Origin of the sequence: Streptomyces sp. NPDC059009, assembly GCF_042740175.1 — a bacterium.
Lineage (GTDB): Bacteria > Actinomycetota > Actinomycetes > Streptomycetales > Streptomycetaceae > Streptomyces.
Genome location: NZ_JBHYJB010000062.1, coordinates 23230 through 48891 on the forward strand (window position 1 = coordinate 23230; position 25662 = coordinate 48891).

General features: G+C 74.5%; 4 protein-coding genes. All 4 read left to right on the forward strand.

All coding sequences use genetic code 11. The features are described from left to right. Positions 1-69: 69 nt before the first annotated feature. From ACFWYM_RS41235 to ACFWYM_RS41250, 4 genes are read left to right on the forward strand one after another with little or no spacing between them, the layout of a single operon-like run. Positions 70-4050: an amino acid adenylation domain-containing protein gene (locus ACFWYM_RS41235; protein WP_384849644.1), complete on the forward strand. Its 3981-nt coding sequence runs from the start codon at positions 70-72 to the stop codon at positions 4048-4050. Between the two features lie 56 nt (positions 4051-4106). Next, a complete protein-coding gene (locus ACFWYM_RS41240) occupies positions 4107-10472 on the forward strand; it encodes an amino acid adenylation domain-containing protein (protein WP_384849648.1) in 6366 nt (2121 codons plus the stop codon). Continuing rightward, the gene (locus ACFWYM_RS41245) at positions 10469-18502 is read left to right on the forward strand and encodes an amino acid adenylation domain-containing protein (RefSeq protein WP_384849651.1); all 8034 of its coding nucleotides are present in this window, start codon (positions 10469-10471) and stop codon (positions 18500-18502) included. The genes ACFWYM_RS41240 and ACFWYM_RS41245 overlap by 4 nt, the downstream gene beginning before the upstream one ends. Continuing rightward, a complete protein-coding gene (locus ACFWYM_RS41250) occupies positions 18499-25662 on the forward strand; it encodes an amino acid adenylation domain-containing protein (RefSeq protein WP_384849654.1) in 7164 nt (2387 codons plus the stop codon). Before ACFWYM_RS41245 ends, ACFWYM_RS41250 begins: the two co-directional genes overlap by 4 nt.

Below are 25662 nucleotides of genomic sequence, written 5' to 3' on the forward strand. Positions count from 1 at the left end.
TCCGGCGGATGACAGGGTGGAATTCGTTCCCCGGAATTTCAGGTTGACCGCTAGGGGTGGATGAGAATCATGCTCGGTGCAGACGGTGCGTCTCGGATATCGCTGACCGCGGCCCAGGCCGGAATCTGGTTCGCCCAGCAGCTTGACCCGGAGAACCCGATTTACAACGCGGCCGAATACCTGGACATCCAGGGCCCGTTGGACGCCGACGTCCTCGACCGGGCGCTGCACCGGCTCGTCGGCGAGGCCGAGGCGCTGCGGATGCGCGTCGTCGAGGACGACGAGGGGCTGTGGCAGATCGCGGACCCCGACCCCGAGTGGACCCTGGAGCAGGTGGACCTGCGGGCCGAGACCGCGCCCGAGGCGGCCGCCGAGGCGTGGATGCGCCGGGTCCTCGCCGAGCCCGTCGACCCGCGCACCGACCCGCTGTTCCGCTTCGCGCTGCTGCGGGTGGCCCGCGACCGCCACTTCTGGTTCTACCGCTACCACCACGTGACCGTGGACGGCTTCGCGGTCGCGTTGCTCGCCCGCCGCGCCGCCGAGCTCTACACCGCGCTCGCCGCCGGACAGGAGCCCGCACCGAGCGGCTTCGGGCAGGTCGCGGAGCTCGTCACCGCCGACACCCTGTACCGGGAGTCCGAACGCTTCGCCGCCGACCGGGAGTTCTGGCAGCAGCGCCTCGCCGACTGCCCCGAGCCCGTCGGCCTCAGCGACCGGAAGCCCGTCATGGCCCACGGCCTGGTCCGGCGCACCGAGTTCCTGCGCCCCGCGAGCCTGGAGGCGCTGCGCGACACCGCCCGCGAGGTCGGGGTGACCTGGCCTGCCGCGATGATGACCGCCGCCGCCCTCTACCTCCAGCGCTCCACCGGCGCGGACGAGGTGGTGCTCGGCGTCCCCGTCTCCTGCCGCCTGGGGAAGACGGCCCGCTCGGTGCCCGGCATGGTCTCCAACGTCGTGCCGCTGCGGGTCCGCGTCACCCAGGACATGACCCTGGCCGCCGTCCTCGAGCAGGTCTCGGCGGAGCTGCGCGCCGCCATGAAGCACCAGCACTACCGGTACGAGGACCTGGTCCGCGACCGCAATCTCCTCGGCGGCGGCGGGCGCCTGACCGGACCCGAGATCAACATCATGATGTTCGACTACGGGCTCTCCTTCGGCGAGCTGCCCGCCGTCGTCAACAACCTCTCCATCGGCCCCTCCGACGACCTCTCCCTGATCGTGTACGAGCGCTCCGACGGCCGCGGCCTGCACGTCGACTTCGACGCCAACCCGGCCCTGTACTCGGGCGCGGAGATCGCCGGGCACCAGCGCCGCTTCATCGGCTTCCTGCACCAGCTGGCCGCCGCCGACCCGCGGACCCCCGTCGGCCGCATCGACGTCGCCGCCGAGGCCGAGCGCGACCTGGTGATCCACGGCCACAACGCGACCGCGCACGCCGTCCCCGACACCGGCCTCACCGAGCTCCTGCACCGGCAGGCCGCGCGCACCCCCGACGCGACGGCCCTGCGCTTCGAGGGCACCTCCCTCAGCTACCGCGAACTGCACGAGCGCGCCGACCGGTTGGCGCACCTGCTGCGCTCCCAGGGCGTCGGCCCCGAAAGCCGCGTCGCGCTCGCCGTGCCGCGCTCCGTGGAGCTCGTCACCGGCCTCCTCGCGGTCCTGAAGACGGGCGCCGCCTATCTGCCGGTCGACCCCGACTACCCGGCCGAGCGCATCCAGTACCTGCTGGCCGACGCCCGCCCCGCGCTGCTGCTCACCACCGCAGAGACCGCCGTGCGGCTGCCCACCGGCCTGGCCGCCCCGCTGCTGGTCCTCGACATCGACGACACCGCCGACCTGCTGGCCGCGCAGCCCGCGACCCCGCTCGCCGCGCCCGCGCCGCACGGCGACCACCCCGCGTACGTCATCTACACCTCCGGATCCACCGGCCGCCCCAAGGGAGTCCAGGTCTCCCACCGGGCCATCGCCAACCGGCTGTTGTGGATGGGCGAGCGCTACGGCATCGGCGCCGATGACCGGATCCTGCAGAAGACCCCGTCCGGGTTCGACGTCTCCGTCTGGGAGTTCTTCCTGCCGCTGATCAGCGGCGCGACGCTGGTCATGGCCCGGCCCGAGGGCCACAAGGACCCGCAGTACCTGGCCGCCCTGATCCGCGAGGAGCGCGTCACCACCGCGCACTTCGTGCCGTCCATGCTCCAGGTCTTCGTGCAGGAGCCGGGGGCCGCCGGCTGCACCGTGCTGCGCCGCGTCATCTGCAGCGGCGAGGCGCTCCCCGAGGAGCTGCAGAACCAGTTCCTCCAGGTGCTGCCCCGCGTCGGCCTCTACAACCTGTACGGGCCCACGGAGGCCGCCGTCGACGTCACCAGCTGGGAGTGCGGGCCCGCCACCGGGCCGGTGCCGATCGGCCGGCCCGTGTGGAACACCCGCACCTATGTCCTCGACGCCGCCCTGCGCCCCGCCGGACCCGGCGCCGCGGGCGAGCTGTACCTCGCGGGCACCCAGCTGGCCCGCGGCTACCTGGGCCGCCCGGGCCTGACCGCGGAACGCTTCGTCGCCGACCCGTTCGGTCCGCCCGGCGCCCGCATGTACCGCACCGGCGACCTGGCGCGCTGGACCGACGACGGCGCCCTCGTCTATCTGGGCCGCACCGACGACCAGGTGAAGATCCGCGGCTTCCGCATCGAACTCGGCGAGATCGAGGCCGCGTTGACCCGGCACCCCGAGATCGCGCACGCCGCGGTGGTGGTGCGCGAGGACAGCCCCGGGGACAAGCGGCTCGTCGCCTACCTGGTGCCCGCCGAGGGTGCCGGGCCGCGCACCGACGAGCTCCGCCGGGAGCTGGCCGGACAGCTGCCCGAGCACATGGTCCCGGCGGCGTTCGTCAGCCTGCCCGGACTGCCGGTCACCCCGAACGGCAAGCTCGACCGGAAGGCGCTGCCCGCCCCCGACCTGGCCGCCGCCACCTCCGGCCGGGCGCCCGGCAACCCGCGCGAGGAGATCGTCTGCGGACTCTTCGCGGAGGTCCTCGGGCTGCCCAGGACCGGCATGGACGACAACTTCTTCGACCTCGGCGGCCACTCCCTGCTCGCCACCCGCCTCGTCAACCGGGTCCGCGCGACCTTCGGCACCGAACTCACCATCCGCGCCGTCTTCGAGGCGCCCACCCCGGCGCTCCTGGACGCCCGCATCGCCGACGGCGACCGCGAGGAGGACCCGCTCGACGTCCTGCTCCCGCTGCGCCCGCACGGGGAGCGGCCCGCCGTGTTCTGCGTGCACCCGGCGGGCGGCCTCGGCTGGTGCTACGCCGGGATCATCAAGCACCTCGGCCAGGGCACCCCCGTCTACGCCCTCCAGGCCCGCGGCCTCGACGGCGACCCCGGCCAACTCCCCGCCTCCTTCGAGGAGATGGCCGACGACTACATCGAGCAGATCCGCGAGGTCCAGCCGCACGGCCCGTACCACCTGCTCGGCTACTCCTCGGGCGGCATCGCCGCGCACGTCATCGCATCCCGCCTGGAGCGGGCCGGCGAACAGGTGGGGCTGCTCGCGATCCTCGACACCTACCCGGGGCAGACCCTCGCGGAGCTCGGCGAGCAGGAGATCCTCGCGGACCTGCTGCGCTGGGTCGGCTACGACCGCCGCTACCTCGGCAAGAAGCCCCTCAAGCACGCCAAGGTCATCGAGATCCTGCGCAAGCTCGGCAGCTCCCTCGCGAGCCTGGAGCCGCACCACATCGAGGCGATCGGCCGGGTGTACGCCAACGGGCGCGACCTCGTCCACGAGTTCGTGCCGAGCCGGTACGGCGGCGACGTCACCGTCCTGGTCGCCTCGCTCGACAAGGTCGACATCTCCCCGACGCCGGAGACCTGGCGCCCGTACGTGGCCGGCGAGATCACCGCGCACCACCTGGAGCGCAGCCACAACGACCTGATGAAGCCCGCGGCCCTGGCCGAGATCGGCCGGATCCTCGCCGATGAGCTGCGCGCCCTCGACGCGGCCGCAGAGGCCGCCGAGGCCGCCCGCGCCGTCTCCGCCCCCGCCGCCGTCTGACCCCGGCACCACCGCACCCGAGCCCCACCGACCGTTCATTCAAGGGTGGTTAACAGATGAAGGACACCGTGCGCGCCGTGCCGGACGCCGATCCCACGGAGCTGATGGCGGACCGGGCCGCCCGCACCCCGCACGCCACGGCCGTGGTCTTCGAGGGGCGGCGGCTGACCTACGCGGAGCTGAACGCCCGCGCCAACCGGCTCGCCCGCGTCCTCGTGGGCCTCGGTGCCGGGCCCGAGCGGTCCGTCGCGATCGCGCTGCCCCGCTCCCTGGAGCTGCCCGTCGCACTGCTCGCCGTCCTCAAGTCCGGCGCCGGATACGTGCCGTTGGACCCCGAGTACCCGGCCGACCGCGTCGCGTACATCCTCGACGACGCCCGGCCCGCGCTCCTCCTCGACGCCGGCCGGCTGGCCCGCGCCGAGGCCGAGGGCGCGGGCCTGGACGCGAGCGACCTCACCGACGCCGACCGGACCGCGCCGCTGCGGCCCGCCCACCCCGCGTACACGATCTACACCTCCGGCTCCACGGGCCGCCCCAAGGGCGTCCTCATCACCCGGCGCTCCCTGGCCAACTTCCTCGCGTCCATGGCCGAGCTGTTCCCGCTGACGGAGCGGGACCGGCTGCTCGCGGTCACCACCATCGCCTTCGACATCGCCGTCCTGGAGATGTACCTGCCGCTGCTCGCCGGGGCCGCCGTCGTCATCGCGCCCCGCGAGACCGTCGTCGACCCGGCCCGGCTCGCCGCCCTCGCCGCCGCGAGCGGCGCCACGATCATGCAGGCCACGCCGTCGCTGTGGCAGGCCATGACCACCGAACAGCCCGATGCCGTACGGGGGTTGCGGATGCTCGTCGGCGGCGAGGCGCTGCCGCCGTCCCTCGCCGCCGCGATGAGCGCCCTCGGCGCGCGCACCACCAACCTGTACGGCCCGACGGAGACCACCGTCTGGTCCACGTCCCTGGACGTCGCGGGCGCCGACGCCCCGCACAGCATCGGCGGCCCTGTCTGGAACACCTCCCTGTACATCCTCGACGACCGGTTGCGCACCGCCGACGAGGGCGAGCTCTACATCGGCGGCGACGGCCTCGCCCGCGGCTACTGGAACCGGCCGGGTCTGACCGCGGAACGCTTCGTCGCCGACCCGTTCGGTCCGCCCGGCGCCCGCATGTACCGGACCGGCGACCTGGCCCGCTGGCGGGCCGACGGGGACGTGGACTACCTGGGCCGCGTCGACCACCAGGTGAAGATCCGCGGCTTCCGCATCGAGCTCGGCGAGATCGAGGCGGTCCTCGCCGCCCACCCGGACCTCGCCCAGGTCGCGGTGGCCGCCCGCGAGGACACCCCCGGCTCCAAGCTGCTCGTGGCCTACGTGGTCCCCGCCGCCGGCACTCCGGACGGCGGCCCCGACGCGGCCGAACTGCGTGCCCTCGCCGCGGAGTCGCTGCCCGAGTACATGGTCCCGGCCGCCTTCGTCACCCTCGACCGCTTCCCGCTCACCCCGAACGGAAAGCTGGACCGGAAGGCGCTGCCCGCCCCCGACCTGGCCGCCGCCACCTCCGGCCGGGCGCCCCGCACCCCGCACGAGGAGCTGCTCGCCGGGCTCTTCGCCGAGGTGCTCGGGCTGCCCTCCGTCGGCATCGACGACGACTTCTTCCACTTCGGCGGCCACTCCCTGCTCGCCACCCGGCTCGCCGCCCGGGTCCGCTCCGTGTTCGGCGCCGAACTGGCCGTCCGTACGGTCTTCGAGGCCCCCACGGTCGCCGACCTCGCCCCCCTGCTCACCGACGCGGACACGGCCCGGCCACCCGTCCGCCCCGCCGAGCGCCCCACCCCCGTCCCCCTCTCCTACGCCCAGCGCCGCCTCTGGTTCCTCGACCGCCTGGAGGGCGGCGGCGCCACCTACAACCTCCCCTACGCGCTCCGCCTGCACGGCACCCTCGACGTGGCGGCGCTGCGCGCGGCCCTCGCGGACGTGGTGGCCCGGCACGAGGCCCTGCGCACCCTCTTCCCGGAGGAGTCGGGCGTCCCGCACCAGCGCGTGCTCGCACCGGCCGACGCCCGGCCCGCACTGACCGTCACGCCGGTCACGGAGGCCGACCTGGACACGGCGCTCGCGACCGCCGCCGCCCGCGGCTTCGACCTGGCCGCCGAACTGCCCCTGCGCGCCGACCTGTTCACGCTCGGACCGGACGACCAGGTGCTGCTCCTGACCGTGCACCACATCGCCTCCGACGGCTGGTCCCTGGTGCCGCTGGGCCGCGACCTCGCCGCCGCCTATGAAGCCCGTACGCGGGGCGGGGCGCCCGAGGGCGAGCCGCTGCCGGTGCAGTACGCGGACTACGCGCTGTGGCAGCGCGACCTGCTGGGTGCGGAGGACGACGAAGGCAGCCTGATCAGCGGCCAGTTGGAGTTCTGGAAGGGTGTGCTCGCGGGCGCCCCGGACCTCCTGGAGCTGCCCACGGACCGGCCGCGCCCCGCCGTCTCCAGCCACCGGGGAGCCGGGCACACCTTCACGGTCCCCGAGGAAGTCGGCCTGCGGATACGGGAGTTGGCGAAGGCCACGCGCTCGACACCCTTCATGGTGTTGCAGGCGGGTCTGGCGACGCTGCTGTCCCGGCTGGGTGCGGGGGAGGACATTCCGCTGGGCGGTGCGGTGGCGGGCCGCCAGGACGAGGCCCTGGACGAGCTGGTCGGGTTCTTCGTGAACACGCTGGTGCTGCGGACCGACCTGTCCGGTGACCCGACGTTCCGCGAACTGGTCGGCCGGGTGCGGGAGTGGGACCTGGCTGCGTTCGCGCAGCAGGACGTGCCCTTCGAGCGGGTCGTGGACGCGGTGTCCCCGGACCGTTCGCAGGCCCGGCACCCTCTCTTCCAGGTGATGCTGGTCCTCCAGAACACCGCATCCGCCGAACTCCAACTCCCCGGATTCCGGACCGAGATGCGGCGGGTCGACACCGGAGGCGCCAAGTTCGACCTCGCCTTCGAGCTGACCGAGCACCCGGGCGGCACCGTCGAAGGGCTCGTCGAATACAGCACGGACCTCTTCGACGCCGGCACCGTCGCGGGCCTCGCCTCGCGCCTCGTCCGGCTCCTGGACACGCTGACCGCCGACCCGGACACCTCCGTCACCGCCGTGGACGTCCTGGCGGACGACGAGCGGCGCCTGGTCCTCGGGGAGTGGTGCGGCGACCCGGCGCCGGTCGAGAGCCTGACGGTGCCGGAGCTGTGGGCGCGCAGGGTGGCCGCCGACCCGGACGCCCCCGCGCTGATCTGCGCCGACTTCGAGCTGTCCGCCACCGAACTGGACCTGCGGGCAAGCCAGTTGGCGCACGAGCTGATGGCGCGGGGGATCGGCGCGGAGTCGCTGGTGGCGCTCGCGCTGCCGAGGTCGTCGGTGGAGCTGATCGTGGCGACGCTCGCGGTGTGGAAGGCGGGCGGCGCCTACCTCCCCGTGGACCCGGCCTACCCGGCCGACCGCATCGCGTACATGCTGGACGACGCCCGCCCCGCCCTCGTCCTCGCGGTGAAGGACACGGTGGACCGGCTCCCCGACGGGACCCGGCCCCTCGTCCTCGACGCCCTCGACGTCTCCCACCACGACGCGAGCTGCCCGGCGCCCCGCGTCGCGCCCACCCACCCCGCGTACGTCATCTACACCTCCGGGTCCACCGGCCGCCCCAAGGGAGTCGTCGTCCCGCACGCGGGCGTCGCGAGCCTCCTGGCCACCCAGCGGGAGCGGTTCGGGGCCGGGCCCGGCGCGCGCGTCCTGAGCTTCGCCTCGCCGAGCTTCGACGCGGCGTTCTGGGAGCTGTGCATGGGCCTGCTCTCCGGCGGCGCGGTCGTCGTCGCGGGCGCCGACGGGCTGCTGCCCGGCGAGCCCCTCGCCACGACCCTCACCGCGCACCGGGTCACGCACGCCACGCTGCCGCCCGTCGTCCTCGCCGCCATGGAGCCCGACGCCGCGCTGCTGCCCGGCGGGACGCTCATCGCGGGCGGCGAGGCGCTCTCCGGAGAACTGGTGGGGCGCTGGTCCGGGGGGCGGCGGCTGTTCAACGCGTACGGGCCGACGGAGACCACCGTCTGCGCCTCCGTCGCCGGGCCGCTGGCCGAGCCGGTGACCCCGCCGATCGGGCTGCCGGTTCTCAACAGCCGCTCCTACGTCCTCGACGCCCGCCTCCGGCCGGTGCCGCCGGGAGTCGTCGGCGAGCTGTACGTGGCGGGGCCGCTCGCGCGCGGCTACCTGGGGCGCCCGGGCCTGAGCGCCGAGCGGTTCGTGGCCGATCCGTTCGGGGCCGCCGGGTCGCGGATGTACCGGACCGGGGACCTGGTGCGGTGGCGTGCGGACGGCCAGCTGGACTACATGGGGCGCGCGGACCATCAGGTCAAGGTGCGTGGCTTCCGTATCGAACTCGGGGAGATCGAGGCGGAGTTGGCGCGGCACGAGGACGTCGGGCAGGTCGCGGTCCTGGTGCGGGAGGACACCCCGGGGTCCAAGCAGCTCGTCGGATACGTGGTCCCGCGACCAGGCCGCTCGGCCGATTCCGCTCAACTGCGGTCGTACGTGGGGGAGTCGCTGCCGGACTACATGGTGCCCGCGGCTGTCGTGGTCCTGGATGAGCTGCCAGTGACGCCGAACGGGAAGCTGGACCGCAAGGCGCTGCCCGCACCGGATCTCTCGGTGGCCGGCGGCGGCCGGGAGGCCACCACCGATCGCGAGGTCGTCCTGGCCGGTCTCTTCAAGGACCTGCTGGGCCTCTCCTCCGTCGGCATCGACGACAGCTTCTTCGACCTGGGCGGCGACAGCATCATGTCCATCCAGCTCGTCAGCCGCGCCCGCCAGGCCGGACTCGTCATCGAGCCCAGACAGGTCTTCGACCACAAGACGGTGGCCGCCCTCGCGGCCGTGGCCGGGGCCGTCGAGGCGGCGCCCGTCCTCGCCGCGGGCAGCGGGGTGGGCCGGGTGCCCGCGACGCCGATCGTGCGGTGGCTGCGCGACCGCGGCGGCCCCGTCGACCGCTTCCACCAGTCGATGCTCGTGCACACCCCGGCCGGGCTCACCGAGGACCAGCTGATCCTCGCCGTGCAGGCCCTCCTCGACCACCACGACGCGCTCCGGGCCCGGCTGGTCCGCGCCGACGGCTGGGCCCTCGACGTGCCCGAGCCGGGCGCGGTCGCGGCCCGCGACGTGGTGCGGCGGATCGACACGAGCGGCATCGGCAGCGAGCGGCTGCGCGCCGTCGTCGAGGACGAGAGGGACGTCGCCGCGGGCTGGCTGTCGCCGGACGACGGGCTGATGCTCCAGGCGGTCTGGTTCGACGCCGGGCCCGGCGCCGCGGGGCGGCTGCTGCTCGTCATCCACCACCTGGTCGTCGACGGGGTGTCCTGGCGCATCCTCGTACCGGATCTGGCCGCCGCCTGCGAGGCCCTCGTCAAGGGCGGAGAGCCGGACCCGGCGCCGGTGCCGACGCCGCTGCGGGTCTGGGCCCGGGAGCTGACCGCCGCCGCGCCCGGCCGCATGGACGAACTGCTGCTGTGGCAGCGGCAGTTGACCGGAGACGACCCCGTCGTCGGCGGGCGCAGGCTCGACCTCGGCCGGGACACGTTCGCCACCGAGCGCGCCGTCGAGCGCACCCTGCCCGCCGAGCGCACCGCGCCGCTGCTCGGCGAGGTGCCCGCCGCGTTCCACGCCGGCGTCAACGACGTGCTGCTCACCGCGTTCGTGTTCGCCGTCGCCGACTGGCGGGCCCGGCGCGCCAAGGGCAGCGGCCCCACGGTCCTGGTGGACCTGGAGGGGCACGGCCGCGAGAACGTCGTGGCGGGCGTCGACCTGTCCCGCACCGTCGGCTGGTTCACCAGCCTCTACCCGGTGCGGCTCGACCCGGGCCCCGCCTCACGGGCCGACTTCTGGTCCGGCGGACCCGCCGTCGGCGAGGCCCTCAAGCGCATCAAGGAACAGCTGCGGGCGCTGCCGGACAGCGGCATCGGCTACGGGATGCTGCGCCACCTGGCGCCCGGCGACCCGCTGCCCGCCGCGGCACCCCCGCAGCTCGGCTTCAACTACCTGGGCCGCTTCCCGGCCGCCGCCCGACCCGACGAGCCCTGGACCGCGGCCCCCGAGGCCCCGGCGCTCGGCGGCGGCAGCGACCCCGGAATGCCGCTCACCCACGAACTGGAGCTCAACGCCCTCACCCAGGACCACCCCGAGGGGCCGCGCCTGGTGGCCACCTGGACCTACGCGGACGCCCTGTTCACCGGCGCCGAGGTCGCCGACCTCGCCGACACCTGGTTCCGCGCCCTGGCCGTCCTCGCCGACCACGCCCGCGCCCCCGAGTCCGGCGGGCACACGCCCTCCGACCTGACCCTTGTCTCTCTGTCCCAGGCCGAGATCGACCTGCTGGAAGCCGACTGGAGAACTTCTCAATGACGAAGCCGGGACTCGCCGACGTACTGCCGCTGTCGCCCCTGCAGGAGGGGCTGCTCTTCCACGCGCTGTACGACGAGCACGCAGCCGACATCTACACCGTGCAGCTCGTCTTCGACCTGGACGGGCCGCTGGACCCGGCCGCGCTGCGGGCCGCCGCGAACGGCCTGCTGCGCCGCCACCCGAACCTGCGCGCCGCGTTCCGCTACGAGGGGCTCAGCCGCACCGTGCAGATCGTGCCGCACGAGGTCGAACTCCCGTGGCGCGAGACGGACTTGGGGCATCTCGCCGCCGAGCCGGAGCGGCAGCGGGCCGAGCTGGACGAGCTGCTCGCCGCCGATCGGGCCGAGCGGTTCGACCTGACCCGGCCGCCGCTGCTCCGCGGCGGCCTGTACCGCCTCGGCGAGGACCGCCACCGCCTGGTCCTCACCAAGCACCACATCCTGATGGACGGCTGGTCCATGCCGGTCCTGGTGCGCGAGCTGTTCCAGCTGTACGCCACCCGCGGCGACGACGGCGCGCTGCCGCGCGTCACGCCCTACCGCCAGTACCTGGCCTGGCTCGACGGGCAGGACAAGGCCGCCGCCGAGACCGCCTGGGCCAAGGCCCTCGACGGGCTCGGCGAGCCCAGCCTGCTCACCCCCGCCGACGCCCCGCCGCCCACCACGGTGCCCCGGCACCTCACCGTCGCCCTCACCGAGGAGCTCACCACCCGCCTCACCGACCAGGCGCGCGAGCACGGGCTGACCCTCAACACCGTGCTCCAGGGCGCCTGGGCGCTGCTGCTCGCCAAGCTGACCGGGCGCGACGACATCGTCTTCGGCGCGACCGTGTCCGGGCGACCACCGGAGATCCCCGGCATCGAGACCATGGTGGGCCTCTTCATCAACACCCTGCCGGTGCGCGTCGAACTCCCCGCCGCCGAGCCGCTCACCGACGCCTTCCAGCGGCTCCAGGCCCGGCAGGCGTCCCTCATGGCCCACCAGCACCTGGGCCTCACCGAGGTGCAGCGCATCGCCGGGCACAGCCCGCTCTTCGACACCATCGCGGTCTTCGAGAACTACCCGCTCGACATGGCCCAACTCCAGCCCGACAACAGCGACTTGATGCTGACCGGCCTGGACGCCACCGACGCCACGCACTACGCGCTCGGCGTCATCGCGAGCGTCGTCGACGGCCGCCTCACGATGCGCCTCGACCACCGCCCCGACCTCTTCGGCACCGACGCGGTGCGCCGCATCGGGGACCGCCTCACGCGCATCTTCGAGGCGTTCGCCGCCGACCCGACCCGCCCCGCCGGGCGCGTCGACGTGCTCGGCCCCGAGGAGCTGCACCGCGTCGTCGAGGAGTGGAGCGGCCACACCGACGCGCCCGCCGCCGTCGAACCCGCCACGATCCCCGCCCTGTTCGCCGCGCAGGCCGCCCGCACGCCCGACGCGACCGCCGTCAGCTGCGCCGGCGAGCACCTCACCTACACCGAACTCGACGCCCGCGCCAACCGGTTGGCGCACCTCCTCGCCCGGCACGGCGCCGGACCCGAACGGTTCGTGGCGCTCGCCCTGCCCCGCTGCGCCGACCTCGTGGTGGCCGTGCTCGCCGTCCTCAAGTCCGGCGCCGCCTATGTGCCGCTCGACCCCGGCTACCCGGTGGACCGGCTCGCGTACATGCTGGACGACGCCCGCCCCGCGCTGCTGCTCACCCGCTCCGGCGCGGGCGTGCCCGAGGGGCTCGACCTGGGCGCGGACACCGAGTGCCTGGTGCTCGACGAGCACGCCACGCAGGACGCCCTCGCCGCCGAGCCGACCACGGCGCCCGCCGTCGCGCTCGACCCGCACCACCCCGCGTACGTCATCTACACCTCCGGCTCGACGGGCCGCCCCAAGGGCGTGGTCGTCCCGCACCAGAACGTGGTGCGGCTCTTCGGCGCCACCGACCACTGGTTCCACTTCGGGCCCGACGACGTGTGGACGCTCTTCCACTCCTACGCCTTCGACTTCTCGGTGTGGGAGCTGTGGGGGCCGCTGCTGCACGGCGGCCGCCTCGTCGTCGTGCCGCACTCCGTCAGCCGCTCCCCCGAGGAGTTCCTGCGCCTCCTCGCCGAGGAGCAGGTGACGGTCCTCAACCAGACCCCGTCGGCCTTCTACCAGCTCACCCAGGCCGACCGCGAACACCCGGAGACCGGCGACCGACTCGCCCTCAAATACGTGGTGTTCGGCGGTGAGGCACTCGACCTGTGGCGGCTCGCCGACTGGTACGCGCGCCACGACGACGGCGCCCCCGTCCTCGTCAACATGTACGGCATCACCGAGACCACGGTGCACGTCAGCCATCTCGCCCTGGACGCGCCGAGCGCCGCCGCCGGGCCCGGCAGCATGATCGGCGGGGCCATCCCCGACCTGCGGATCTACGTCCTCGACGGCGGCCTCCGCCCCGCCGCGCCGGGCGTCGCAGGGGAGATGTACGTCGCCGGGGCCGGCCTGGCCCGCGGCTATCTGGGCCGCCCGGAACTGACCGCGGGCCGCTTCGTCGCCGACCCGTTCGGCGCCCCCGGCACCCGCATGTACCGCACCGGCGACGTCGCCCGCTGGACCGAGGACGGCAGCCTCGAATTCGTCGGCCGCGCCGACGACCAGGTGAAGATCCGCGGCTTCCGCATCGAGCTCGGCGAGATCGAGGCGGTCCTCGCCGCCCACCCGGCCGTCGCCCAGGTCGCCGTCGTGGTCCGTGAGGACCGGCCCGGCGACAAGCGGCTCGTCGCCTACCTCGTCCCGGCCGCCGGACACACCCCGGCCGAGGCCGCCCAGGCCCGCGCCCACGCCGTCCGCGACCTGCCCGGCTACATGGTCCCGGCCGCCTTCGTACCCCTCGACGCGCTGCCGCTGACCCCCAACGGCAAGCTCAACCGCAAGGTGCTGCCCGCCCCCGACCTCGGCGGCGGCCAGGCGGGCCGGGCACCCCGCACGCCGCGCGAGGAGATCCTGTGCGGACTGTTCGCCGAAGTCCTCGGCCTCGACGAGGTGTTCGCCGACGGCCACTTCTTCGAGCTCGGCGGCCACTCGCTGCTCGCCACCCGCCTGGTCTCCCGGGTCCGCGCCGCGCTCGGCGTGGAGCTGGCCATCCGCACCCTGTTCGAGGCGCCCACCGTCAGCGCGCTCGCCGAGCGCGTCGACGAGGCCGCCGCGGCCCGCCCGCCGCTGCTGCCCGCCGTCCGCCCCGACCGGGTCCCCCTGTCGTACGCGCAGCGCCGCCTCTGGTTCCTCGACCGGCTCGACGGCCCCGGCGCCACCTACAACATCCCGCTCGCCCTGCGCTTGCACGGCACCCTCGACGTGGCGGCGCTGCGCGCGGCCCTCGCGGACGTGGTGGCCCGGCACGAGAGCCTGCGCACCCTCTTCCCGGAGGCCGCGGGCGTCCCGTATCAGCAGGTCCTCGACCCGGCCGACGCCCGGCCCGAGCTGCGCGTGGAGGAGATCTCCGAGCTCGACCTGGACGCGGCGCTCGCGGCCTCGGCGGCCCGCGGCTTCGACCTGGCCGCCGAACTCCCGCTCCGCGCCGAGCTGTTCGTGCTCGGCGCCCGCGAACAGGTGCTGCTCCTGACCGTGCACCACATCGCCTCCGACGGCTGGTCCATGACCCCGCTCGGCCGCGACCTCGCCGCCGCCTACAAGGCGCGCAGGAAGGGCGGCGCCCCCACGTGGCCGCCGCTGCCGGTGCAGTACGCGGACTACGCGCTGTGGCAGCGCGATCTGCTGGGTGCGGAGGACGACGAAGACAGCCTGATCAGCGGCCAGTTGGAGTTCTGGAAGGGTGTGCTCGCGGGCGCCCCGGACCTCCTGGAGCTGCCCACGGACCGGCCGCGCCCCGCCGTCTCCAGCCACCGCGGCGGCATGCTCACCTTCACCGTCGACCCCGGTCTCCACCGCGGCCTGACGTCCCTGGCCCGCGCCAACAACGCCACGCTCTTCATGGTGTTGCAGGCGGGTCTGGCGACGCTGCTGTCCCGGCTGGGTGCGGGGGAGGACATTCCGCTGGGCGGTGCGGTGGCGGGCCGCCAGGACGAGGCCCTGGACGACCTGGTCGGGTTCTTCGTGAACACTCTGGTGCTGCGGACCGACCTGTCCGGTGACCCGACGTTCCGCGAACTGGTCGGCCGGGTGCGGGAGTGGGACCTGGCTGCGTTCGCGCAGCAGGACGTGCCCTTCGAGCGGGTCGTGGACGCGGTGTCCCCCGACCGCTCGCAGGCCCGCCATCCCCTCTTCCAGGTGATGCTGGTCCTCCAGAACACCGCCTCCGCGCAGGTCCGCATCGGCGGCCTCGACACCGAGGCCGAGACCGTCGGCACCGGAGCCGCCAAGTTCGACCTCGGCATCGAGTTCGCCGAGCGCGCCGACGGCGGCATGGACGGACTCGTCGAGTACAGCGGCGACCTCTTCGACCACGGCACCGTACGGAAGCTGACGGACCGGCTGCTGTCGCTGCTCGCCGACGCCGTCGCCGCCCCGGACACCGCGGTCACCGCCTTCGACGTCCTGGCGGACGAGGAGCGGCGCCTGGTGCTGGGGGAGTGGAGCGGCGGCACGGCCGGGAGCGGCGGTACGGCCGGGACCGGCAGTACGCCCGGGGCGGATGGCACGGCAGGGGCCGGTGGCACGGCAGGGGCCGATCCGGTGCTGACCGTGCCCGAGCTGTGGGCGCGCAGGGTCGCCGCCGATCCGCAGGCGCCCGCGCTGATCTCGCAGGGGCTCACGCTGTCGGCGGGCGAACTCGACATCAGGGCCGGGCAGTTGGCGCACGAACTGGTGGCCCGGGGCATCGGCCCCGAGTCGCTGGTGGCGCTCGCGCTGCCGAGGTCGTCGGTGGAGCTGGTCGTCGCGGTCCTCGCCGTGTGGAAGGCGGGCGGCGCCTACCTCCCCGTGGACCCGGCCTACCCGGCCGACCGCATCGCGTACATGCTGGACGACGCCCGCCCCGCCCTCGTCCTCGCCGTGCGGGACACGCTCGGCAGCCTGCCCGACGGCACGGCGGCGCTCGCGCTCGACGCCCTGGACCTCTCCGGGCGCCCGGACGGCGGACCCGTCCCCGCGCTGTCCCTCGCCCACCCCGCGTACGTCATCTACACCTCCGGCTCCACCGGCCGCCCCAAGGGAGTCGTCGTCTCCCACGCGGGCGCCGCGAGCCTCCTCACCACCCAGGCCGGGCGGCTCGGGGCCGGACCCGGCAGCAGGGTCCTCCAGTTCGCCTCGCCGAGCTTCGACGCGGCGTTCTGGGAGCTGTGCATGGGCCTGCTCTCCGGCGGCGCGATGGTCGTCGCCGGCCACGACGGACTCCAGCCCGGCGAACCCCTCGCCACGACCCTCGCCACGCACCGGGTCACGCACGCCACGCTGCCGCCCGTCGTGCTCGCCGCGATGGAGCCCACCGCGGAGCTGCTGCCCGGCGGGACGCTCGTCTCGGCCGGCGAGGCCCTCTCCGCGGAGGTCGTCGGCCGCTGGTCGCAGGGGCGGCACCTCATCAACGCGTACGGCCCGACCGAGTCGACCGTCTGCGCCTCCCTGAGCGGCCCCCTCGCCCCCGGCTCGGCCCCGCCCATCGGACGCCCCGTCGACCACACCCGCCTGTACGTCCTCGACGCCCGCCTCCAGCCCGTCGCACCCGGCGTGATCGGAGAGCTCTACATCGCCGGACCCGGCCTGGCGCGCGGCTACTTGGGCCGTCCGGGACTGAGTGCCGAGCGCTTCGTGGCCGATCCGTACGGCCCTGCCGGAACACGGATGTACCGGTCCGGGGACCTGGTGCGGTGGCGCGAGGGCGGCCAGCTCGACTATGTGGGCCGGGCCGACGACCAGGTGAAGGTGCGCGGCTTCCGTATCGAACTCGGGGAGATCGAGGCGGAGTTGGCGCGGCACGAGGACGTCGGGCAGGTCGCGGTTCTCGTGCGCGAGGACACTCCGGGCGCCAAGCAGCTGGTCGGGTATGTCGTGGCCCGGCCGGGGCATCGTGCCGATCCGGCTCAACTGCGGTCGTACGTGGGGGAGTCGCTGCCGGACTACATGGTGCCCGCGGCTGTCGTGGTCCTGGATGAGCTGCCGGTGACGCCGAACGGGAAGCTGGACCGCAAGGCGCTGCCCGCACCGGATCTCTCGGTGGCCAGCGGCGGCCGGGAGGCCACCACCGATCGCGAGGTCGTCCTGGCCGGTCTCTTCAAGGACCTGCTGGGCCTCTCCTCCGTCGGCATCGACGACAGCTTCTTCGACCTCGGCGGCGACAGCATCATGTCCATCCAGCTCGTCAGCCGCGCCCGCCAGGCCGGACTCGTCATCACGCCCCGCCAGGTCTTCGACCGCCGCACGGTGGCCGCTCTCGCCGCCGTCGCGACCAGCCTCGACTCGGTCGTCAGCGAAGGCCCTGACCTCGGCATCGGCGAGGTGCAGCTCACCCCGACCATCCACTGGCTGCGCGAACGGGGCGGCCCCATCGGCCGGTTCAACCAGTCGATGCTGCTCCAGGCCCCGGCCGGACTCACCGAGGAGCGGCTCGCCGGCGCCCTGGGCGTGGTCCTCGACCACCACGACGCGCTGCGCGCCCGGCTGACCCGGGACACCGGCCGGTGGCGGCTCGATGTGCCCGAACGCGGCACCGTCGACGCCGCGACGCGGGTGCGCCGGGTCGACGCGGCCGGGCTCGACGCGGCCGCGCTGCGGGCGCTCACCTCCACCGAGAGCGAGGCCGCCTGGGGCCGCATCGACCCGGACGCCGGAGTGATGCTCCAGGCCGTGTGGTTCGACGCCGGGCCCGGTGCCGCGGGGCGGCTGCTGCTCGTCGCCCACCACCTGGTCGTCGACAACGTGTCCTGGCAGGTGATCGTCCCGGACCTGGCCGCCGCCTGCGAGGCCGTCGCCGTCGGCCTGGAACCCTCGCTCCAGGAGACCGGCACCTCGTTCCGGCGCTGGGCCGAGCACCTCGTGGAGCTCGCCCACAAGCCCGAGCGGACCGCCGAACTCCCGCTGTGGGAAGAGATGTTGGAGGAGCCCGACGCGCTGCTCGGCGACCGGCCGCTCGACCCGGGCCAGGACGTGTTCGCGACCATGCGGTTCCTGACCACCAGTGAGGGCGCCGAGCAGATGACGCCGCTGCTCACCACGCTGCCCGCCGCCTACCACGCGGGCGTCAACGACGTCCTGCTGACCGCGCTCGCACTCGCCGTCGCCGAATGGCGCACCGCGCGCGGCGACATCGACCCGGACGACGAGGCCGAGGGGGACGAGGGCGCCGACGGCACGGCCGTCCTCGTCGACCTGGAGGGCCACGGCCGCGAGGACGTCGTCGAGGGCGTCGACCTGTCCCGCACCGTCGGCTGGTTCACCAGCCTGCACCCGGTGCGGCTCGACCCGGGCGCCCACGACCCGGCCGCGCTCGCCGCGGGCGGACCGGCCGTCGGCGAGGCCGTCAAGCGCGTCAAGGAGCAGCTGCGCGCCCTGCCCGACCACGGGCTCGGCTACGGCCTGCTCCGCCACCTCAACCACGAGACCCGGGACGTCCTGAAGGACCTTCCCGGGCCGCAGATCAGCTTCAACTACCTGGGCCGGTCGACGAGTTCGGACGGCAGTACGGCCGCGCCGTGGACGCCGGTCGTCGACGCGGACATGGTCGGCGGCGCCGACCTCGGCGGCGGCCGCCCCGACCCGGAGACCCCGCTCACCCACGCCCTCGGCGTCAACGCGATGACCGAGGACCACCCCGACGGGCCGCGTCTGCAGCTCGTCTGGTCCTGGCCGCAGACCCTGCTGCGGGAACAGGACGTGCGCGCGCTCAGCGACTGCTTCTCGCGCGCCGTGCGGGCCCTGGCCGCGCACGCCGAGCACGCCGGCATCGGCGGGCTCACCCCCTCGGACCTCTCGCTGGTCCGGATCAGCCAGGACGAACTCGACGCCTTCAACGCCGAGTCGGCCGTCCCCGTCGACGACTGGGACGGCGAGTACGACGAGGACGACGACTCAGGCGACTTCACGGACGAATGGGAGATGGCCAAGTGAGCAAGACCGACAAGCCCGGCGCGTCCGGCAAGTCCGCGATCGAGGACGTCCTGCCGCTGTCACCGCTCCAGGAGGGCATGCTGTTCCAGGCCCTCTACGACGAGGACGGCCCCGACCTCTACGTCCACCAGCTCCTCCTCGACCTGGAGGGCCCGCTGGACGCCCGCGCGCTGCGCCGGGCCGCCCGCACCCTGCTCCAGCGCCACGCGAACCTGCGCGTCGGCTTCCGCCACGACCGCTCCAGCGAGCCCGTGCAACTGGTGCACGCCCGGGTGCCGGTGCCCTGGGAGCAGATCGACCTGAGCGCCCTCGACGCCGACAAGCAGCAGGCCGAACTGGCCCGGCACGCCGACGAGGACCGGGCCCGCGGCTTCGACCTGACCCGGCCGCCGCTGCTGCGCTTCACCGTCTTCCGGCTCGCCCCCGACCGCTTCCGGCTGATGCTCACCAAGCACCACATCCTGATGGACGGCTGGTCCGTGCCGGTCCTGGTCCGTGAGCTGTTCGAGCTGTACGGCAGCAAGGGCGACCCGGCCGTCCTGCGCCCCGTCACCCCCTACCGCGACTACCTGGCCTGGCTGGCCCGGCAGGACGCGGACACCGCCCGCGAGTCCTGGCGCTCCGCGCTCGCCGACATCGACGAGCCGACGCTGGTGGCGCCCGTGCACCGGGGCCGCGAACTGGTGCGACCAGGCTGGCTGCGGCACGAGGTGCCCGCCGAGATCACCCAGGGCCTGCTCGCCTTCGCGCGCGGCCGCTCCCTCACCGTCAACACCGTGGTGCAGGGCGTGTGGGGGCTGCTCCTGTCCAGCCTGACCGGGCGCGACGACGTCGTGTTCGGCGCCATCGTCTCCGGCCGGCCGCCGGAGATCCCGGGCGTCGACACGATGGTGGGCCTCTTCATCAACACCCTGCCGGTGCGCGTCCGGTTCCGGCCCGACGAGTCCCTCCTGGACGCCCTCACCCGGCTCCAGTCCGAGCAGTCCGAGCTCCTCGCCCACCAGCACGTCCGCCTCACCGACGTGCAGCAGCTCTCCGGCCACCAGGAGCTCTTCGACACCACCCTCGTCTACCAGAACTACCCCGTCGACCCGACGACCGAGGAACTCGTCGTCGACGGCGTCCGGTTCAGCGGCGTCGACGGCCGCGACGGCGCCCACTACCCGCTCAACCTCGCCGCCGGACTCATGGGCGACGACCTGCACCTGCGCCTGTGCTACGCGCCCGACCTCTTCGACGAGCAGGCGGCGGGCGCCGTGCTCGACCGGCTCGTACGGCTGCTCACCGCCGTCGTCGCCGACCCCGGCCGGCCGGTGGGCCGCCTCGACGTGCTCTCCCCGGCCGAGCGCCGCCGCCTCCTGACCGACTGGAACGACTCCGCCCGCGACCTCGCCCCCGCCACCCTGCCCGAGCTGTTCCGGGCCCGCGTCACCGAGGCCCCCGACGCGCCCGCGCTGCTCTTCCAGGACACCACCGTCTCGTACGCCGAACTCGACGCCCGCGCCAACCAGTTGGCCCGGTACATCATCGGACTCGGCGTCGGCCCCGAGCAGTTCGTCGCCGTGTCGGTGCCCCGCTCCGTGGACCTCGTCGTCGCCCTGTGGGGCGTCCTGAAGGCGGGCGCCGCCTATCTGCCGCTGGACCCCGACTACCCCGTCGACCGGCTCTCGTTCATGGTGGACGACGCCCGCCCCGCGCTGCTCGTCACCACCGGGGCCACGGCCGGGCTGCTCGGCGAGGCCGCCTCCGACGTGCCCCGCCTCGTCCTGGACGCGCCCGCGACGACGGCCGCCCTGTCCGCGTACGACACCGCGGACCTCACCGACGCCGAGCGCACCGCGCCGCTCACCGTCGACCACCCGATGTACGTCATCTACACCTCGGGCTCGACGGGCCGCCCCAAGGGCGTCGTGGTCCCGCACCGGGGCCTCGCGAGCCTCGTCGCCACCCAGGCCGACGCGGTGCAGGCCGGGCCCGGCAGCCGCGTCCTGCAGTTCGCCTCCGTCAGCTTCGACGCGGGCTTCTGGGACATCTCCATGGGGCTGCTCTCCGGCGCCGCCCTCGTCCTCGGCCCGGCCGAGGAGCTGATGCCCGGCGACCCCCTGGCCACGCTCGTGGCCCGGCACCGGGTCACCCACGCCACGCTGCCCCCGGTCGCGCTCGCCTCGCTGCCGGCCGGGCCCGACGTGCTCGCCGGGGCGACACTGGTCTCCACCGGCGACGCCTGCACCCCCGAACTCGTCGCCCGCTGGGCCCCCGGCCGCCGCCTCCTCAACGGCTACGGCCCCACCGAGACCACCGTCGGCGCCACCATGAGCGGCGCCCTCGGCATCGGCGGCACCCCGCCCATCGGGCGGCCCTTCGTCAACTCCCGCGTGTACGTGCTCGACCGCTGGCTGCGCCCCGTGCCGCCCGGCGCCGTCGGCGAGATGTACATCGCCGGACCCGGCCTCGCCCGCGGCTACCTCAAGCGCCCCGGGCTCACCGCCGAACGCTTCGTGGCCAGCCCCTTCGGGCCGCCCGGCGCCCGCCTCTACCGCTCCGGCGACCTCGGCCGCTGGCGGGCCGACGGACAGCTGGAGTTCGCGGGCCGCGCCGACAACCAGGTCAAGGTGCGGGGCTTCCGCATCGAGCTCGGCGAGATCGAGTCGGTGCTCGCCGCACACGAGAGCGTCGGGCACGCCGCGGTGATCGTGCGCGAGGACGAGCCCGGCGACAAGCGGGTCGTCGCCTACGCCGTCGAGGCCGAAGGGAAGCAGGCCGACCCGGAGGCGCTGCGTGCCCATGTCGCCGCCGTGCTGCCCGAGTTCATGGTGCCCTCCGCGACCGTCGTCCTCGACGAGTTCCCGCTCACCCCCAACGGAAAGGTCGACCGCAAGGCGCTGCCCGCGCCCGAGCTCGCCGGGTCCGGGGCGGGCCGCGCGCCCGGCACCCCCGAGGAGGAGGCGCTGTGCGCGCTCTTCGCGGAGATCCTCGGCATCGACGCGATCGGCGTCGACGACAGCTTCTTCGCGCTCGGCGGCCACTCGCTGCTCGCCACCCGCCTGGTTTCCCGGGTCCGCTCCGACCTCGGCGTGGAGCTCGCCATCCGCACCCTCTTCGAGGCACCCACGCCCGCCGAGCTCGCCGAGCGGGTCGCCGCCGCCGGGGGCGCCCGCCCGCCGCTGCGCGCCACCGGACGCCCCGAAGCGGTGCCACTGTCGTTCGCCCAGCACCGGTTGTGGTTCCTCAATCGCATGGAGGGCCCCAGCGCCACGTACAACATCCCCCTGGCCGTCCGGCTGCACGGACCCGTCGACCAGCAGGCCCTGGACGCCGCGCTCGCCGACGTCCTGGAGCGCCACGAGACCCTGCGCACCGTCTTCCCCGCCGTCAACGGAGAGCCGCGCCAGCAGGTCCTGCCCGCCGACAGGACGCTCCTGCCCCGCTTCACCTTCACCACCACCCAGGAGGACGCCCTCCCCGGCCTGCTCGCCGCCGAGGCCGCCCGCGGCTTCGACCTCGCCGCCGAAGTCCCGCTGCGCGCCCACCTGTTCACCACCGCCGCCGAGGAACACGTCCTGCTCCTCGTGCTGCACCACATCGCCACCGACGGCTGGTCGATGGCACCGCTCGCCCGCGACTTCGCCACCGCCTACGCCGCCCGCCGCACCGGCACCGCCCCCGACCTGCCCGCCCTGCCCGTGCAGTACGCGGACTACGCGCTGTGGCAGCGCAAGGTCCTCGGCGACGAGGCCGACCCGCGCAGCGTCGCCGCCCAGCAACTCGCCTACTGGAAAGACGCGTTGGCGGGCCTGCCCGACCAGCTGGCACTGCCCCTGGACCGGCCCCGGCCCACCGTCCTCGGCAACCACGGCGACGGCGTCCGCTTCACCCTCGACGCCCAGCTGCACGGCCGCCTCGCCCGGCTCGCGCACGACGGCCGCGCCAGCATGTTCATGGTGCTCCAGGCCGGGCTCGCCGCCGCACTCGGCGCCGTCGGCGCGGGCACCGACATCCCCATCGGCACGCCCATCGCCGGGCGCACCGACGACGCACTCGACGACCTCGTCGGGTTCTTCGTCAACACCCTGGTGCTGCGCACCGACACCTCGGGCACGCCCACCTTCCGCGAGCTCGTGGACCGGGTGCGGGAGGCCGACCTGGCCGCCTACGCCCACCAGGACCTGCCCTTCGAGCGGCTCGTGGAGGTGCTCAACCCGGCCCGCTCGCTGGCCCGGCACCCGCTGTTCCAGGTGCTCCTGTCGGTCCATAACAACGCCGAGGCCGCCTTCGCGCTCGACGGGGTCACCACCAGCCCGTACGCGGCGGAGACCGGCGTCGCCAAGTTCGACCTCGCCGCCCACCTCGGGGAGACGTTCGACGCCGCCGGGTCCCCGGCCGGGATCGACGGAGTGCTCCAGTACAACACCGAGCTCTTCGACCGCTCCACCGCCGAACGCCTCGTCCAGCGCCTCGACACGCTGCTCACGGCCGCCACGTCACGGCCGGACGCGCCCGTCGTCACCCTCGACCTGCTCGCCCCCGAGGAGCGCGCCGCGCTGCTCGCCGCGGGCGACGGCGGCACGCGCGACACCGGCACCGCCCTGGTGCCCGCGCTCATCGAGGCCCAGGCCGCCAGGACCCCGTCCGCGACCGCCCTCGTCACCGCCGAAGAGGACCTGTCCTACGCGGAGTTGAACGGCCGCGCCAACCGGCTCGCCCGGGTCCTCGTGGCGCACGGCGCCGCCCCCGAGCGGGTCGTGGCGATCGCCCTGCCCCGCACCGCCGACCTGGTCGTGGCGCTGCTCGCGGTCCTCAAGTCCGGCGCCGCCTATCTGCCGCTGGACCCGGACCACCCCGCCGACCGCACCCGCTTCGTGCTCGCCGACGCCGCGCCCGTGCTGCTGCTCAGCGAGGGCACCGTCGCCACCGGCCTGCCCGCCACCCAGGTGCCGCTGCTGCTCCTCGACGCCCGGGACACCGTGCGGGACCTGGAGACGCGCGCCGCGGGCGACCTCACCGACGCCGACCGGGCCGCCCCGCTCGCCCCGGCCCACCCCGCGTACGTCATCTACACGTCCGGCTCGACCGGCCGCCCCAAGGGCGTCGTCGTCGAACACCGCGCGGTGGCCGACTACTTGAGCTGGACGGCGGGCGCCTACCCGAGCGCCGCCGGCACCGCCCTGCTGCACTCCCCGGTCACCTTCGACCTGACCGTGACCGCCCTCTACACGCCCCTTGTCGCCGGCGGCCGGGTGCACCTGGCCGCGCTCGACGAGGAGCCGGACGGCGCGGCCGGCGCCGACGGTGCGTCCGGTGCGGGCACGACCTTCCTGAAGGCCACCCCGAGCCATCTGCCGCTGCTCGCCGCGCTGCCCGAGGGGGTCTCACCGTCCGGTGAACTCCTCGTGGGCGGTGAGGCGTTGAGCGCCGACGCGCTCGCCGGATTCCGCGCACGCCACCCCGGCACGGCCGTCGTGAACGTGTACGGGCCGACCGAGGCGACCGTCAACTGCACCCAGTACCGCATCGAACCCGGCGCCCGACTCCCCGACGGTCCCGTCCCGATCGGCCGCCCCTTCGCCAACACCCGCGCCTACGTCCTGGACGCCGGACTGCGCCCCGTCCCCGCCGGGGTGCGCGGCGAGCTCTACATCGCGGGCGCCTCCCTGGCCCGCGGCTACCTGGGCCGCGCCGCGCTCACCGCCGAACGCTTCGTCGCCGACCCGTTCGGCCCCGCCGGGGCGCGGATGTACCGCACCGGGGACCTCGCGCACTGGAACGCCGAGGGCCGACTGGTGTACGCGGGACGGGCCGACGGGCAGGTCAAGCTGCGCGGCTTCCGCATCGAGACCGGCGAGATCGAGTCCGTGCTCGCCCGCCACCCGGGCGTCACCCGGGCCGCCGTCGTGCTGCGCGAGGACACCCCCGGCGACCAGCGGCTCGTCGCGTACGTCACCGGCGACGCGGTGCCCGCGGCCGAGGAGCTGCGCGCGCTCCTCGCCGGATCGGTGCCCGACTACATGGTGCCCGCCGCGTTCGTCACCCTGGCCGCGCTGCCCCTCACCCACAACGGCAAGCTCGATCAACGTGCCCTGCCCGCACCGGAGTTCAGTGCCGCAGGAGAGTTCAGGGCGCCCCGCACCGTCCGCGAGGAACTGCTGTGCCGCCTCTTCGGGGAGGTGCTCGGCGTCGACCGGGTCGGCGTCGACGACAACTTCTTCGACCTGGGCGGCCACTCGCTGCTGATCATGCGGCTCGCCGGGCGCATCCGGGAGACCCTCGGCGTCACCCTCACCATCCGCACCATGTTCGAGGCGCCCACCGTCGCCCGGCTCGCACCCCGGCTCGGCACCGACACGATCGACTCCATCGACACGGCGCTGGAGGTGCTGCTGCCGCTGCGCGCCCAGGGCAGCCTGCCGCCGCTGTTCTGCGTCCACCCCGGGCTCGGCGTCGGCTGGGTGTACTCCGGCCTCGTCCCGGCCCTGGAGCGCGACCGGCCCGTGTACGCGCTCCAGGCGCGCGGGCTCACCGGGACCGGCCGACTCCCGGACACCGCCGAGGAGATGGCCGACGACTACATCGAGCAGCTCCGCACGGTCCAGCCGCACGGCCCGTACCACCTGCTCGGCTGGTCCTTCGGCGGCCTCGTCGCGCACCTGATGGCCACCCGGCTCCAGGAGGCGGGCGAGGAGGTGGCGCTGCTCGCACTGCTCGACGCCTACCCGGAGGGCCGCAAGCACGTCGAGCACCACGGCGACGACTTCCTGCGCGGACTCGCCGGGCTCGCGGGCGACGAGGTGCCAGGCGGCGGCACCCTCGACCACGCGGCCGTGGCCGGGCTGCTCAGCGAGGGCGAGCACGCCCTGGCCGGCCTGGAGGCCCGGCATGTCGCGGCCGTCGAGCGGGTCGCCGCCAACAACCAGGCCGTCGGCGACGCACTGCGCCCCGGCGTCCACCGCGGCGACGTCCTGTACTTCTTCGCCACCGAGGGCCGCGGCCAGGACGCGCCGCGCGTCGACTCCTGGCGGCGTCATGTGGCGGGGCGCCTGGAGATCCACGAGATCGCCTGCGCCCACGACGAGATGACCCGTCCCGGGCCGATCGCCGAGATCGGCCGCGTGCTGAAGCGAAACCTGGAACAGGCCCCGGCGGACCGGGTCCGCGGTGAGTGA

What these genes read in the sequence shown, in the direction of transcription:
- ACFWYM_RS41235 (WP_384849644.1), top strand. Translation starts at nt 70, where the DNA reads ATGCTCGGTGCAGACGGTGCGTCTCGGATATCGCTGACCGCGGCCCAG.
- ACFWYM_RS41240 (WP_384849648.1), top strand. Translation starts at nt 4,107, where the DNA reads ATGAAGGACACCGTGCGCGCCGTGCCGGACGCCGATCCCACGGAGCTG.
- ACFWYM_RS41245 (WP_384849651.1), top strand. Translation starts at nt 10,469, where the DNA reads ATGACGAAGCCGGGACTCGCCGACGTACTGCCGCTGTCGCCCCTGCAG.